Source organism: Vreelandella sp. F11, assembly GCF_042466685.1.
GTDB lineage: Bacteria > Pseudomonadota > Gammaproteobacteria > Pseudomonadales > Halomonadaceae > Vreelandella.
The window spans coordinates 870,844-884,615 of the sequence record NZ_CP170448.1 but is presented as its reverse complement, the minus strand read 5'-3'; the positions used below and the strand labels follow the sequence as shown (position 1 = coordinate 884,615).

General features: G+C 52.5%; 11 protein-coding genes and 1 pseudogene. 8 read left to right on the top strand and 4 right to left on the bottom strand.

Features of this window, described 5'->3' with window-relative positions; genetic code table 11:
* Nucleotides 1–38 precede the first annotated feature (38 nt).
* The 5 genes from ACFIOZ_RS04030 (at nt 39) to ACFIOZ_RS04010 (ending at nt 4,410) form a co-directional block, all read left to right on the top strand.
* Nucleotides 39–1,319 carry a hypothetical protein gene (locus ACFIOZ_RS04030; RefSeq protein WP_386082414.1) on the top strand — a complete coding sequence of 427 codons (1,281 nt, stop codon included), beginning with the start codon at nt 39–41 and terminating at the stop codon, nt 1,317–1,319.
* Nucleotides 1,316–2,698, top strand: coding sequence for an MFS transporter (locus ACFIOZ_RS04025; protein WP_386082413.1), 1,383 nt, complete (start codon nt 1,316–1,318; stop codon nt 2,696–2,698). Before ACFIOZ_RS04030 ends, ACFIOZ_RS04025 begins: the two co-directional genes overlap by 4 nt.
* Before the next feature lie 15 nt (nt 2,699–2,713).
* Nucleotides 2,714–3,097: a 5-carboxymethyl-2-hydroxymuconate Delta-isomerase gene (locus tag ACFIOZ_RS04020; RefSeq protein ID WP_386082412.1), complete on the top strand. Its 384-nt coding sequence runs from the start codon at nt 2,714–2,716 to the stop codon at nt 3,095–3,097.
* Nucleotides 3,097–3,807: an SDR family oxidoreductase gene (locus ACFIOZ_RS04015; RefSeq protein WP_386082411.1), complete on the top strand. Its 711-nt coding sequence runs from the start codon at nt 3,097–3,099 to the stop codon at nt 3,805–3,807. The genes ACFIOZ_RS04020 and ACFIOZ_RS04015 overlap by 1 nt, the downstream gene beginning before the upstream one ends.
* Before the next feature lie 195 nt (nt 3,808–4,002).
* Complete coding sequence (locus ACFIOZ_RS04010; protein WP_386082410.1) at nt 4,003–4,410, top strand: hypothetical protein; 408 nt, start codon at nt 4,003–4,005, stop codon at nt 4,408–4,410.
* An 89-nt stretch (nt 4,411–4,499) separates the two neighbouring features.
* Here ACFIOZ_RS04010 and ACFIOZ_RS04005 read toward each other — a convergent pair whose 3' ends face one another.
* From ACFIOZ_RS04005 to ACFIOZ_RS03995, 3 genes and pseudogenes are all read right to left on the bottom strand, one after another.
* Complete coding sequence (locus ACFIOZ_RS04005) at nt 4,500–6,203, bottom strand: hypothetical protein (RefSeq protein WP_386082409.1); 1,704 nt, start codon at nt 6,201–6,203, stop codon at nt 4,500–4,502.
* Nucleotides 6,200–7,930 (bottom strand): hypothetical protein, encoded by a 1,731-nt coding sequence (locus ACFIOZ_RS04000; RefSeq protein WP_386082408.1) that lies wholly within the window; start codon nt 7,928–7,930, stop codon nt 6,200–6,202. The genes ACFIOZ_RS04005 and ACFIOZ_RS04000 overlap by 4 nt, the downstream gene beginning before the upstream one ends.
* Before the next feature lie 71 nt (nt 7,931–8,001).
* Nucleotides 8,002–8,327: pseudogene (locus ACFIOZ_RS03995) on the bottom strand (hypothetical protein); the annotation flags it as partial.
* Between the two features lie 226 nt (nt 8,328–8,553).
* On the opposite strand from ACFIOZ_RS03995, the gene ACFIOZ_RS03990 reads away from it, so the two are divergent.
* The gene (locus tag ACFIOZ_RS03990) at nt 8,554–9,507 is read left to right on the top strand and encodes a hypothetical protein (protein WP_386082407.1); all 954 of its coding nucleotides are present in this window, start codon (nt 8,554–8,556) and stop codon (nt 9,505–9,507) included.
* A gap of 180 nt (nt 9,508–9,687) precedes the next feature.
* Nucleotides 9,688–10,917: an SIR2 family protein gene (locus ACFIOZ_RS03985; RefSeq protein WP_386082406.1), complete on the top strand. Its 1,230-nt coding sequence runs from the start codon at nt 9,688–9,690 to the stop codon at nt 10,915–10,917.
* Nucleotides 10,918–11,048: 131 nt separating this feature from the next.
* Here ACFIOZ_RS03985 and ACFIOZ_RS03980 read toward each other — a convergent pair whose 3' ends face one another.
* Complete coding sequence (locus ACFIOZ_RS03980) at nt 11,049–11,543, bottom strand: JAB domain-containing protein (RefSeq protein WP_386082405.1); 495 nt, start codon at nt 11,541–11,543, stop codon at nt 11,049–11,051.
* 528 nt (nt 11,544–12,071) lie between these two features.
* On the opposite strand from ACFIOZ_RS03980, the gene ACFIOZ_RS03975 reads away from it, so the two are divergent.
* Nucleotides 12,072–13,772, top strand: a complete 1,701-nt coding sequence (locus ACFIOZ_RS03975) for a hypothetical protein (protein WP_386082404.1) — start codon at nt 12,072–12,074, stop codon at nt 13,770–13,772.

Here is a 13,772-nt window from a genome sequence, read left to right as displayed (position 1 = left end):
CTTGGGATAAAAGCAGTTCATTAAAGCACGAGGACTTTATGGAAATACTTAGAGCACTCAGCGATATCGAGGCGGCTTTCCATTACATGCACGAAATGGGAAATGGTTCGACACAGGTAGTGACAGCCGCCCGGGTGAACGGCGATTTTGAAAGTACCGCCCTCTCTGCCAATTTGAGAAAATGGGCCGCTAGGCACGAGGTGCTGAACATCGCCATCCATAGTAGCCAAACAGATTCCGAACACGAGGAGCTATTTTTTTACTGCAAGCCATACCAGCCAGAGCAATTGACAATTCACCAAGAAAGCCAGGGAGTTGAGCATCAACAGCTTTTCATCACAGAAATAAACACGCCACTACAAGCCGACTGGCCCTGGAGGCTTTCAGTCATCATAGTGCCCAAAGCACTCTACATCTATTTCACACGAAGCCATGTGATTTCTGATGCGTTCACCACTCGTGTACTGCTGCAGTCGCTATTGGAAATCATACTTTGGAATGTCAGCACAGGGCTGGTGACGAAGCTCATACCTAATCGTAGCAAACAGCCGCTGAAGCGGGTGACAGCAGCTCCTGCCGGAGAGTCTACGCTGCCGCTCGGCATTGCCTCGAATTCCCAACGCCATTGCACCATCTCGCCGATTGCAGGCCGAAAAACCAAAATCCTTCGCCGCACGCTTGATCGCAAGCTTTCAGCAGCAATCATCACGACCTGCAAAGCGCGCGGCATCACCTTGAACGAGTGTTTTGCTGCGGCACTCGCCGAAGCATATGCCTGCAGCCTCGGCATCAAACAGGTTGAACTGTATACCGCAATCAACTCGCGTCGCCACTTTGACGAGGCCTTGGCGAGCGGTCTCGGCTGCAATATCCATGTACTGAAGAGCCCCATGAAGGCAATGCCTATACCGCTGGATAGCCAGGCCATCCAATATCGCAGCGCACTATCGAAAGCCAGTAGTTCCTGGGCACCCAGTCCACTTCGATATAGCCACATCAAATTGAAAGTCTCTGAGCTATGCGCCGCAGATACTTTCCTAGGGCCTTGCATCACCAATAGTGGCATCAGCGACTTCACATCTGCCATTTATCGACAAGTGGACTTTGTGGAAACCGCCGTCAATCGGAACATGGCCAACTACAGCGTCGTTCTACACTTGTCCAGTTTTCGCGGACGCCTACATCTTCTTTATTCCTACGCCAGCCCGGCCATGTCTGATTCTATCGTCAAGGAAATCGACTATGCGCTCATGACCAAATTGGGGCTATTGGAAACTTCACTCCCTGGTCAACACCCCCTGGTAAGGATCGCACAATGAACACTTTACTAAGAAAGAATCTAAGCTTGGCGTCTGCGTGTCTTGCTTTTGTTATCGTCATTTTGGACGTTAGCGTCGTTAACGTGGCATTGCTTCAAATCTACGAGCAATTCGAAGGCAGTCTCGCTTACCTGGAATGGGTGGTGAATGGCTATACCCTCACCTTCGCCTCGTTTTTGTTGACCACCGGTTCGCTCGGTGACAGATTTGGCCCCAAACGTGTGTTCCTGATCGGCTTTGCACTATTTGCCTTGGCATCCTGGCTGTGTGGCAGCGCAGACAGCCTCACCTCACTGATCGTTTTTCGACTGCTGCAGGGTATCGGCGCAGCCCTGATAGTTCCTGCATCACTTGCAATCGTCAACCAGACCTTTCCCGACGCCAATGAACGCAGTCGTGCCATCGGCTTCTGGGCGGCATCGGGTGGTATGGCCCTGGCGCTAGGTCCTGTCTTCGGCGGGGTGCTGATTTCGATGTTTGGCTGGCGCTCAATCTTCTACGTGAATATTCCAATCGCGGCATTGGGCATCACGGTCGCGTATGTATTTGTGGTGGAAAAAAATTCATTGATTGAACGCAAGATCGACATCGCAGGTCAGTTGCTGGTGGTGGCAGCACTGGGATCTCTTACATATGCGTTGATTCAAGTGAATGCCTATGGTCTCCAATCGAAGGAGGTACTACTAAGCATCGCTGGCTTCGTTGCAACCACCGCCTTGTTCATATTAGTTGAGCACCGTGCCGACTCGCCGATGCTACCGCTTTACTTGTTTTCCAATAAACAATTTACCGCCTCTGCGCTAATCGGAATCTTGGTCAATTTCGCGTTCTATGGATTGGTGTTTCTGTTCAGCCTGTATTTCCAATACGGCTGGAGCTACTCGCCATTGCAAACCGGGTTGGCATTTCTACCAATGACCGGCGCAATCATGATCGCCAATCTCTATTCCGCCAAGTTGATGGTTCGCAGTGGTTTCAGGAAAACCTTACTGGTGGGCACCAGCCTAGCAGCTGTGGGGTATGCCTCCATCATCCCCTTTATAGATTTCCATTCGTACAGTGCAATGCTTGTGCAATTCATTGTTGCGGGGTTAGGCATTGGTCTTGCCGTGCCCGCGATGACAAATGCAATGTTATCCAGCGCCGACAGCCAGCATATCGGCGTGGCCTCAGGCGTCCTCAACGCCTCACGGCAGATCGGTGGGCTCATTGGCGTGGCGTCAATGGGGCTGATGCTCGGTGACTTTGCAACTAACTCGTTCACTCAGGGCATCATCCCAGCACTGTGTATTGCTTTCATCGCACTTATCCTTTGCGCTGGCCTAGTGCTAACCAAGTTTAGCAAACCTCATGCTGCTGTTTCTGAAACAACCTCCTGAGAAAGGAATCTTACAATGCCTCACATGACACTTGAATATTCTACAAATGTAGGCGCTGGCATCGACAGCAAACGACTGTTCAGCACCCTCCACGTTCAACTGGCAAAAGCCGGTGATTTACGAATCCAAGATTTCAAATCTCGTGTATTCCCTGTCGACACCTTCTATGTCGGGCTAACCAAGGACAATGCCTCATTTGTCCGACTGAATATCGAGACCTTCATCGGGAAGAGCACGCAACAAAAAAAGGACATTTCGCGGGTGGCCCTTGAGGTTCTGTCCGAATATTTCAATGAGGCGTTGGTTCATGGAAACTGTGACATTGCGGTACAGATCACCGAACTTGAAAAAGAATCCTACGCTCGCGTCCGTTCCTCTGACTTAGAGGAGAAAGCCTAATGCTCGACTTCATGAATTTATCTGTACTCGTGATCGGCGGGTCTTCCGGCGTTGGACTCGCAACAGCACAAATCCTTGACCGTATGGGCGCCAACGTGACCATTGCCTCGCGCAACCTTGACAAGTTGCACGAGGCAAAGCGCCTGCTTAGCGATACCGCCCAGCATCTGGAGCTTGATATCACCGACACCGCTCAGATCCAGGCACTGCAGGACAGCCCATGTTGGGATCATGTGGTGATTAGCGCCGCTGACACGCCTATGGGGGGCATCATGGCATTGAACGTTGACGATGCCCGGCATGCCATGGACAGCAAATTCTGGGGGGCTTATACCGCAGCGAAATACATTCCTGTGTCCGCGAAGGGTTCCATCATCTTTGTCGCGGGTTATTTGTCAGTACGCCCTGGAAAGGCGAGCGCACTGCAATCCGCCATCAATGCGGCGCTTGAAGCCTTAGGTCGCGCCCTGGCATTGGAGCTTGCGCCAGTGCGCGTCAACACTGTTTCTCCTGGTCTAATGGATACCAAGTTATGGGACTCACTGCCAAGCCAAAAACGATTAGAGATGTTTGATATGGCGGCTAATAAATTGCCTATCGGCCGTGTCGGTTTACCGAACGATGCTGCGAAAGCAGTCTGCTTTCTCATAGACAATGACTACACCACAGGATCGACAGTATATGTCGACGGAGGTGGTCGGATAGCCTGATTGTTTCCGTTAGGAAAGCTCTTATTGCCACTATTACTCCTGGTCACCAGCCAGGAGTAGTTATAGCTCAACCGGTCATCTCCCCAACATGTCTATGTGATCGCGTCGCGCTCGGAGTGATGATCGCCCTGCTCGCTATCTGGTTAACGGTTAACGGCGAGCGGCAGCCAGATAAACAAAAAACAGATGAACAGCATGATCCGAACAGGCCTGCTCTTTGGGTTGGGGGGCTTGGGGTTTACACTGCAACTGCACTTCCTTGGGCAGGCGCCTAACCATGCGGCGTTGTATAGTATCGCCCTATGCATGCTAAGCGGAGCCTTGTGTTTACTGCCGTTTTACCAACATACAAAGCCAGCACGAAAACGCTTTCTACTTTTCGCAACCGTAACAGGCGGTATCAGTGCACCGGGGCTTACGCTCTATGCGCTATCACGGGAAGGACAACTCGCCATTATCAGCATCGTGATTGTGTCGATGTACTCGTTGATACCGGTCGTATTCGGTTCGCTGTTTCGCAAGGAGGCGGTTAGCGGCACCACCATGATGGGTATAGTGTTGTCTATTGTTGTTACTGTTCTGATTACGGTGAGCACTTACTAAACTTTCGCCAAGCGCTCAGCTTGAAAGGCTTTAATAACTGTTCCATCGTGAAGTGTTCTTCTGCTTGCGCAGCTTTACAAGAGTTCAATTCAGGAGGCGGTACTGTCCGGCGCGGTACGATCATGACCTCGCCAAACGTGCGGTGGCAAAGGCATACGATAATGGCGGCAGGCTGTGAGAAAGATAGGGATCAGACCTACTCTCACAGCACTTACTCGCTCATGCAACGGATGCTCTTCCATCACGCGATTAAGTAGATTAAAAACGGCCTCTAGCGAGTCGTTGAGTGGCAGCCCTGGTACCGACAACCCATGATCTCGATCACCATTCCAAAACACATCATCCGTTCGTCCTTCGGGAATCCAGATTTGGTGTGTCATGTGCGGAGCGTGCTCCAACAACGTGCTACGCAAACGTTCTGCACGTTCCTGATCTCCGATCATCGCAAGCCAAGCGAGTACGAAGGTGTAAAGAATCCCCGCGCGCGTATGCTCTTCGAAGTATGCATCACTGCGGTCTATGGGATGGGCGAGAACATCTCGATACTCTGTCATCGGCGTCGGATAGTGATTCCGAATTCTCAGCCCGTTGCACAGGTGATCGGACATGCCACGGATGTAGTCGGCGACATCGGAAAGACGGCCGCGCACACTTGCAAGACGCATGAAAAGAGCTAGTTCGATCGCGAAATCATCACGAACTGGGGCGGCAAGCGTCGGGTTCGCGTTAAGCATCCCGATCACTATATTAAGCACCTTGTCCGCCCCCTTGCTCATTGCCTGCGCAAACGCTTCATCCTGCGAGGCACTAATGGCATCCAACCATAGTCCGTGAAGAGACAACCTTCCCAGTGTCTCGAACAGTGCAAGGTTGATGTCGACCGCGTTGCGAGAATTTACGGCCATTGAAAGCGCGTGGCACTTATCGGCGAACGGCCCAATCTTCTCGACGAGAAGAAGGTTGGCGATGATGAAATGAAGCTTCAAGACCTGATCGAAATGAGCCAGCCGTTCCTGTTGCGTCGACCCTTTGCGCAGACGGGTATTATCGCAGTACGGCCAGCTACGTAGCAGCACCAGCTCAGATGCTCGATACGCTGCCTCGAGGTTACCGGCGTCGCGAGCCCATACGAAGAGTATCCAAAGGCACAGGTAGGCCTTACGTAGCTGACGTGTGCGCTCTGTCTGGTTCTTAGGTTTGGTGAAGATGGTATTGAGCAAGCTGCTAAAATGCCGATATGCGACGTCGGGATGGTCAAGCATCGCTAGCGCCTTCTGAAACACGCCTCGGCTTTCGCTCTCAATTAACTCCGAACGCAACATGCCGCTAAGGATCAGATCAGCGAGGCGATCCCCATTCCATTCGGCGAAGTGCACGGTAGCCTTCTCGTTCGTCCGGCAGAAGCCACTCCACTGGGCTCGAACATTCTCACGCATCTCCCCACCCATGCAGACACAAATGACGATGGGCAGATCCGTCAGGTGTGGCGGGATGCGGTTCGGGATGTAGTCATCCAGAACCTCGTTAAGCGACGGCCGAACGGCCTGCTGACCGGTATCCCAATGCTCTCTCGTCAAATCACCGGACTTGATTGTAAACAAGAACAAACTTCTAACATTATCTCGATCAGGGTTGGGACCGACTGCAGCGACGTCGACACCGGCTTGCCCCGTGCCACGGCGTGGACGGGTTAGAACTTCGAACCCACTCTCAGCCAGAAGATCGGGCAAAATTGCATCGAGCTCCTCACGTTCGCGTAGAGAGCGCAGATAGTGCGTCAAGACAAGTTTCATCGCTGTTCTCGCGGCTCAAGTTTGAGGTGTACAAGCAAGTTTTCGAGACCGACCGGGTCAACAATATTGAGGAGAGGCAATTCGGACGAGACCGAGAACGATTTCATCTCGATCTCGGTAAAATGCGTGGCGCCCTCACCAGTATGAATCGGCGTCAGCGAAGAGCGGCCATAAAGGATATATTGCTTGGCGAAGATATCCTCAAATATAGATCTCCGACTTTCCTGCTCCATGCCTCGTTCCATCCTCTCGTTCCACTGCGTACGCTCTACCTCACGCTGCATTTCGCTGGGGTGCAGTTCAACCAAATGTTCAATACCCTCCATCGCATCCTGAAAGGCAGCCTTTCGTGTGAGCAGTTCAGTAATACTAGAGCCGTTCGCTCCGCCTTCTTCAACGTAGCGTTCAAGGTAGTCCTTCAACTTGCCACCATAGCTCAGGAGCAGAGGGTTGTAGATCAGACTGAGGACATCACTGGCTATATCCGGGCATCCGTCGCGAAGTATCGCTAATGGTATAGCAACCGCTGCCAGTGGATCGATAAAGAACCACCCGACAGCCTTCCGGCAAAGGAACAGCTGGTCTGATGAGTCCGTTGGAAGAGAGGACTTGGGGATTGAGAAAGGTGGAACATCGTTCCCAACACTGCATACTTCATTCGCCACGCATTTACGAGTGTGTACTCCCCCATTGAGCAACCAGTAAATAACCGCACTACCAAGCACCTCACCGCCTGCATGCGTCAACGCGTGGTACGTACTCTGGAACGCGCCTAGCGTAATCTGCCCCTTTGAACGATCGATCAACTCACCAAGTAGTCGGATCACCTTTTCAGCGCGCCCATCTCTCACAAGTTGGTATGAGGCATGATCAATGTGCGAGATGGTTACAATATCGTCTGGGTCAACATCTGCAACGGTATAGAGACACAGGTCTATGACATTCTCTGTGAGGCCTTCTCGATAACGCCAAAGGAGATCTGCCGCCAAGTGAATAGCAGATGGGCTCTGCGTCTGAAGAACCCGTTCGAGTTGTTCATCGAAACTGGCTGGTGCGCATAGTTTTCGCTTTGCAGCAGCGCGGTAGCCCGCTTCGAGAGACCGAAGGGCGGTACCCTCATCGTCGCTGGACGCTTCTTGGGTTAGTGTGTCGAGTACCTCACGGTAGCGCTTACCCAATTCCATGGCACCCAAAGCCGAGATGGCTGCGAGCTTCGCTTCCCGATCGTGAGCTTGCGCGAAAATTAGGCCTTCCTCGACATCAGCGTTCATTAGGAGAACCGTGGATAGTTGACGCAGAGCGCGGTTATCGCCGGTACGTGCTGATTCGTAAACCTGGGAAGATCTGGCTGCGTCTTTCTTCGTCCATTCCCCAAAAGCGGTACTCAGGGCGCCAGCATCCAGATCGTTGCCACCTGTATCCAGCAAGCGCGTGATGAAGGCAAGAAGGACCTCCTGATCTACATTCAGAAGAGGCATCAGGTCGCATAGAACATGCTGGACGAGGAAGAAGCGCCGTCCCTCCAGCTCTGCCAGCGCATCTTCGACATGGAGATCAATTGGTGGCGCATCGGTAGCGTTCAGTATCGCCGCGAGCGCCTCGACCAACGCAGAGCGGTTATCGTCTAGACGCCGGAACTCTCGATCCGCAATAGCACGAACCAAGCCGCTTGTGCGGAGCTGAGTAGCTAATTCCGTCTCGTCTACCGGTGTTCCCTCTGTTGCCATTGGTCTACCTATTTGATCGTTCGCTCCCAAAAGAGCTTACAAGATCCTCAGGGTCGATGAAATTTCCCAGTCTATTTCGCGCTTATAGTGCTACATAAGAGCCTCCCTCTCGATCGTCGAGGGGGCTTGCTGCTGACGTCGTAGGTCACGCGGGAGATGCCTTCCATCTCATTGATGATACGGTTGGAGACGGTTTCCAGCAGTTCGTACGGCAGGTGGGCCAGCGTGCGATCATGAAGTCAATGGTTTCCTCGGCGCGCAGGGCGATGACCCATTAGTAGCGACGGCCGTCGCCAACCACGCCGACAGATTTCACCAGCAGGAATACCGCGAAGGCTTGGCTGGTCTTATGGTACCAATCGGCTTTGTGCAGTTCCTCGATGAAAATGACGTCGGCTTAGCGCCTTTAGGCTATGCCATGCCTTTTCTCAGCTCTGACCGATAGTCTCGCAATACTACAGAGCACACTGCAGACGCTGGTGTGTGCCGATAAGAACCAGCGCGTGGCCTCTTAACTGCTGGGGCAAATGCAGCCCTGTCGTGGTTCACAGAAACTACTGAGTAGTTGAAGTTGTTTTGTATAATGCCATGTAAGAGCGCCAAAAAAGACAGGATATATCAATATGAATGTGGTAGAAATTCTGCAAAATTTGCAAGTTTTGTGCAATCAGTTCAGTGAATATCATAATGATTGGGTGCGTCTTAAAAATCAAAATGAGTTCGTGTTCGATGTGAGCCATAACTCACCAATAAGAGACATGTATGCGGAGGGCGGCGGCTGCGCCTATTACTTAAAGGGAAGCCTCGACACTTCATATGTTAACAAGTCCATGCTTATAGATGAGTATGTGTCGAACGTAAGGAAATCAATTCCTCCAGAGCAGGATTACAACTCCATAGGCCAGGCTGCACAGCAAGATTTCGAAGCAAGCTACCCAGAAAATCACACCGTCCGATATATGCTCAGGCTGTATTGGGGACAATATGAAACTATTGAGCGTGTAGAACAATTTTTAAGCATGTTGATAGCCTCTTCAGCATACCAACCTTTAATTAGGTCATCACCCATGCAGGTGATCCAGCAATATGTAAAGCACTGGGAGCAAAATGCCCAGCTCCATAAGGGACTTGATGAGAACGCATTGCGCTCGCAGCTTGTGCTGACACTTCAGAGAGACGGTTTTCAGGCTGGCGCTGAAACGCATGCATTTCAAGGGCATGCTGACATTGTGGTAGCAAAGCCATCATTTGATGGGGTTGCCAGTAACGGCCATCAATTAGTAGCCGAGTGCAAAATCTGGAGAGGCCCTAGCGCGCTTTACAACGCGTTATCGCAGCTATGCCAATATGTAACACCAAATGATAGCCATGCAGCACTGATTGTCTTTGTGAATGACGGTTCATTTGTTGATATATGCAGTAAATCTGAGCAATGCCTTGTTGAGCATCCATCATGCAGAGTACATTCCGTTATATCAACAGACTATGTCCACTATTCCTTGATACCGGCTCAGAACCAAGCACTGGAAATTCCGGCAACTCTGCTGTTGTGTAACCTCACAACACCTCGATATTGACGTTAATGTGCAAATAAAGGCCCCTGCAACAATGAAGTGGCCGGCAGGCCGTCGGCTTGCTGCGTGACTAGGCCAGCTTTCAGTGCCGTCACCTTCCTTGATCTGACGGGCGTAGATGGTCGCTGCCGCGGCCCTCAAGTGTCCTGTACTATGAAACTTTTTTTACCTGGACTTATTCCTATGAAGAAGAAACTATTGATAACCGTTGGTGCTGGCGCATCCATGGATTTCGGCCTACCCTCCGTTAGCGATATAGACGTTTTTTTCGACACCAGCACTAGCAATAGCCACCCACTAGCAAAAAAACCTACCTCCAATCTTTACCGTCACTGCCGGGACGCGATCAATGCGTATTACGGTTGTGCAACGAAGCCGGGGTTGCGCAAATGGGCGAATTTCGAGGAAATACTGTACCAACTCAACCTGTTGATTCCCTACCTATCTGACCTCGATCGGCTGCACGGATCCAATGCGTTGCTTACGGCCAATTCTTTGCCGGAAGTGATCCACGGACGGGTTAGGAAAGCTGCCGATGGAGCGGTTCTGGGGAACCTGACCAGCACGTTGATGAGTGAACTGGTCAATCACTTCATCGACGCTTGCGCTGACGCGAGCAAAGCGAAGGCAGCAGAGATCGCCGAACTCAGGCAGTTCCTGGCTGCACTAAAGGAAGAGTTTGATATCGGCATCATCACACTCAACTATGACAACCTTTTCACCCAAGCGTCGCCGGATCTTTATACTGGGTTCAACGCAGATGGCAAGTTCGATCCGATGTCCGTCCTGACCCGAACAGACTGGAACTTCATCTACCACCTACATGGCTCAGTGCATTTCGCGATGACAGGCGTTGCACACGACATGCACGGTATCACCTGGGTGGCTGCGCCATCGAAGAGTCATACGGTTCATGCGACCGGTCGCAACAGTCAGGACTCAATGGAAGGGACGACCTATCCAATGTCTCCCTTCGTGGCCGGTTACGGAAAGACCCAACAGATTCTTCGGCAACCTTTCCGCACGTACTTCGCGCAGGTCAACCGTCTCGTGCACGAAGCCGATAGTTTGCTATTCCTTGGATATGGCTTTGGCGATCTACATCTAAACACGGCATTTTCCGAGGTTAGAGACCGACATCGGCCAATCGTTCTGGTCGACTGGGCAGACGATAATCAAGACCCGCTTCCGTTCAGATACGATGCCTGGTCCTACAATCTATTCAAGACCTTGCCCGGTGATGCGCACACCATGAGTTCAGTCGGCCACTCGGCGCCAGCCTGTATTGCCGATCTGCGTGCAAAGCGTGAGCTAGAAGTCTCTAACAACCCAACGTATCCATTGAGTGTTTGGTACAACGGAATGCTGGAGGCCTGCCGGAATCCTCAGAAGATTCTGAACCATCTTCGATAGTGCTTTTGACAATTAGCGCTGATAGTCCGCCGCCGTCAAGTCCTCCTTGGGAGTAGACGCCAGTAATGTAGTCACACCATCAGGCGCAGCAAAAAAAGGGGCCGAAGCCCCCAGAGTTAGATCAGGCCACGTTAGGCAAAGGACGTGGTGTCGCTACCGGCGACAATGACATGATCCAGCGCGCGTACATCCACCAGCTCCAGAGCCTCCTTGAGCCGCTTGGCGATGGCTTCATCGGCACGGCTCGGCTCGGAATTTCCGCTGAGGTGGTTGTGCGAGAAAATCACCGCCGCCGCATTGATCCGCAGCGCTTCCTTGACCACCTCGCTTGGATACACCGAAGCGCTGTCGATGGTGCCCCTGAACATCTGAGTGTATTCGATCAAGCGATGCTGCGAGTCGAGGAACAGTACTGCGAAGACTTCGTGCTCGAAAACAGCCAGTTTGACACACAGGTACTCCTTGACAAGTGTTGGTGAAGTGAAGGACATACCGCGCTGTATTTTGTGGTCGATGACCTGGCGCGCGGCGTCAAGAATCTGATCTACCGACGCCGGCAGGTAACGCCCTTGCGCGTCATGGGCCAGCAGAGAGGAATCGAACGAGGAAAAGGACAATTGTGTCATGAGCGTGCTCCGGTTGCTCGGGAGAAATTGCCCTGAACCGGCGTCAGCATTGCGCAGCGCAAGCTGTCACAGGGTCATGAACGGCCATGGCCGCGCAGCAAACGCTTACGGCAATGCTTGCGGCCCTTGACGGCGAAAACGCAGTGTTACGGTGAAGGGAACAGCAAGACCGCCCATACCATACCCACTACACACACTCGATCATACCAAGCGGAGCGCGCAGGCCCTTTTGGGCCGGAGGCGTCAGGGATCAAAGCCGGATGGCCGCGATTCGGCACGAAGCGCGGTGCGTAGCCCGCAAGTCAACGGCGGCAAGCAGGGATGCATGGACGATGTAGCTAGAACTAGATATTGTTTGTCTTGCCCTGCCTGATCCACAACTGCGCCCGCTGCATCTTTTGTTGCAATCGCCCCATCAGCATCGCGCGCGGCAGCAAGGTGGTCAGGTACACTGCTTCAAAGATTGATGCTACTTCTAGCGCAATTGCCCTGCAACGGCAAATGACCTATAAGGCCAGGAAGCCAAAGATGACATCGAATCATATTTCTGACAGGCACGCTCTTGCCCTCACCAGCCGCGGGCTGACCTCTTTTCTATCGCACACTGTCGGCTCCTTGGCCCAGCAGATTCGGGCAACAGAACAGGAAATCCGTCGTATCAAAGGCTTAGCCTTTCGAAGCGAGGAGCAAGAACGCGAGACAGCCCTCTCGCCAATGCGTACCCAGGCCGTAACACGCAGGAAACGCTTTCTCAGTATTAGACAGAAAAGTGGGCTAGGCTGGATCCTCTCTCCCGTGAACACATTTCGGGCATGGCGCGATTGGCGGCATACCAAGGACCAGTACGCGCAAGCCGAACGTCAATTCGACGAATCAGAGGTGAAAGCACAGCGGACCAGGGACATCGCCGTACACAACCGCGATGTAGAAGAGCAACGGAGAAAACTGCTTGCACTGAATGAAACCCTTTCGTCCTATCAGGCACGGCATGCAGTGCTAGCCAAATTCCAGAAGGTAGCAACTGCGCCGATGACCGCGGCATGCGGCGAAGGTTGGTTGGCCGCAGACTTTGCCAAGAATTTCGAGAGCATTGCCGGTTTGGTGCAAACAGATCACGTAGTGGAAGCCACAAAACTTCTGGAGAAGCTCGTTTTCCAGATTCGTCCTTCTGCAGCTGTTTACGCAGGTTGGCAGCAGGAAGCCCAGGACATTCGGGATAGGGCTTATAGCGACCATGCTGGCATTCCCGCTACAGGCGCCTTTACCGAAATTGCCGAGGCCTCGGCCAAACTTGCAGCCGCCAGCATGCTAGGTGAACCAGCCAGGAAACTAGCGCTCTGTTCCCATCCGGCGGATCAGTGGCAGCTTCTCCCGCTGCTAGCGACATCGCCACAGCACTTTACTGTCGATGTGCTCTGGACTATCTACTGGTCTATGTTCCAGTGCGCACAACAAATGGCGGACTTCCTTTCCGACACCGAGGCGCATGAGGATCCGCTCAACGGCCGGTTCAGTACCAACGTAGAAACTTGGTTGTCAGGATGGGCCGCCAAACGGATTCCGAAATTCGGCTATCCAAAGTCCTCATCTTATCTGGGCACACTTCAACTCGCGAGTAAGGCCGAAGAAGCCCGTGTGGGAGCCGACCTTGGCATCATCATTTCGCTGACCGTAGGTGGATTGAGGTGCCGGAAGGCCGTGCTTCTACAGGCCAAGCGAGCCAAACAGGGCATTGCCAACATAGGGAGTAGCAAAGGCCAGCTTTCCAAGCTTTCCAGATTGCCTAGGGCGGGTTACTACCTGTTTTACCATGAGTCACCGTTTACTCTTTATCCTCCAGTGCCAACAGTCAGCTCAGCTGAAGCCCTGCAACAGTGCGCGCTCAATGCGCAGAAGGATCCTGGATCCACCTACCTTCGACTAGATGTGCGGAAAGATGGCTGGGACTGGGCCAGCTTCGTTAGCTTCGGCTTGTGTAATTCCGAATCCGACCTGGGCGAACCGTTTGACACAATTGAGGATGCGTTTCGCATCCTCGGAAGTGGAACGACAGGAGGTCTCCCTCGGCATTTATTTCTAGTCGCCATCGAGGATGAGCCCTATGTCCTTGCGCTGAGAAAAAGGCTGCGCGAATATTATCGCGACACGCCAGAAAAGGGATACCAGAAGACTATACATAAGCATCGGCGCCCTCCCCACTCCCACGATGGGCCAGAGTTTAGCTTGTAG

Bases quoted from the DNA above. Each gene is read 5' to 3' on its own strand.
- ACFIOZ_RS04030 (WP_386082414.1), top strand. From the start codon at position 39: ATGGAAATACTTAGAGCACTCAGCGATATCGAGGCGGCTTTCCATTAC.
- ACFIOZ_RS04025 (WP_386082413.1), top strand. From the start codon at position 1,316: ATGAACACTTTACTAAGAAAGAATCTAAGCTTGGCGTCTGCGTGTCTT.
- ACFIOZ_RS04020 (WP_386082412.1), top strand. From the start codon at position 2,714: ATGCCTCACATGACACTTGAATATTCTACAAATGTAGGCGCTGGCATC.
- ACFIOZ_RS04015 (WP_386082411.1), top strand. From the start codon at position 3,097: ATGCTCGACTTCATGAATTTATCTGTACTCGTGATCGGCGGGTCTTCC.
- ACFIOZ_RS04010 (WP_386082410.1), top strand. From the start codon at position 4,003: ATGATCCGAACAGGCCTGCTCTTTGGGTTGGGGGGCTTGGGGTTTACA.
- ACFIOZ_RS04005 (WP_386082409.1), bottom strand. From the start codon at position 6,203: ATGAAACTTGTCTTGACGCACTATCTGCGCTCTCTACGCGAACGTGAG.
- ACFIOZ_RS04000 (WP_386082408.1), bottom strand. From the start codon at position 7,930: ATGGCAACAGAGGGAACACCGGTAGACGAGACGGAATTAGCTACTCAG.
- ACFIOZ_RS03990 (WP_386082407.1), top strand. From the start codon at position 8,554: ATGAATGTGGTAGAAATTCTGCAAAATTTGCAAGTTTTGTGCAATCAG.
- ACFIOZ_RS03985 (WP_386082406.1), top strand. From the start codon at position 9,688: ATGAAGAAGAAACTATTGATAACCGTTGGTGCTGGCGCATCCATGGAT.
- ACFIOZ_RS03980 (WP_386082405.1), bottom strand. From the start codon at position 11,543: ATGACACAATTGTCCTTTTCCTCGTTCGATTCCTCTCTGCTGGCCCAT.
- ACFIOZ_RS03975 (WP_386082404.1), top strand. From the start codon at position 12,072: ATGACATCGAATCATATTTCTGACAGGCACGCTCTTGCCCTCACCAGC.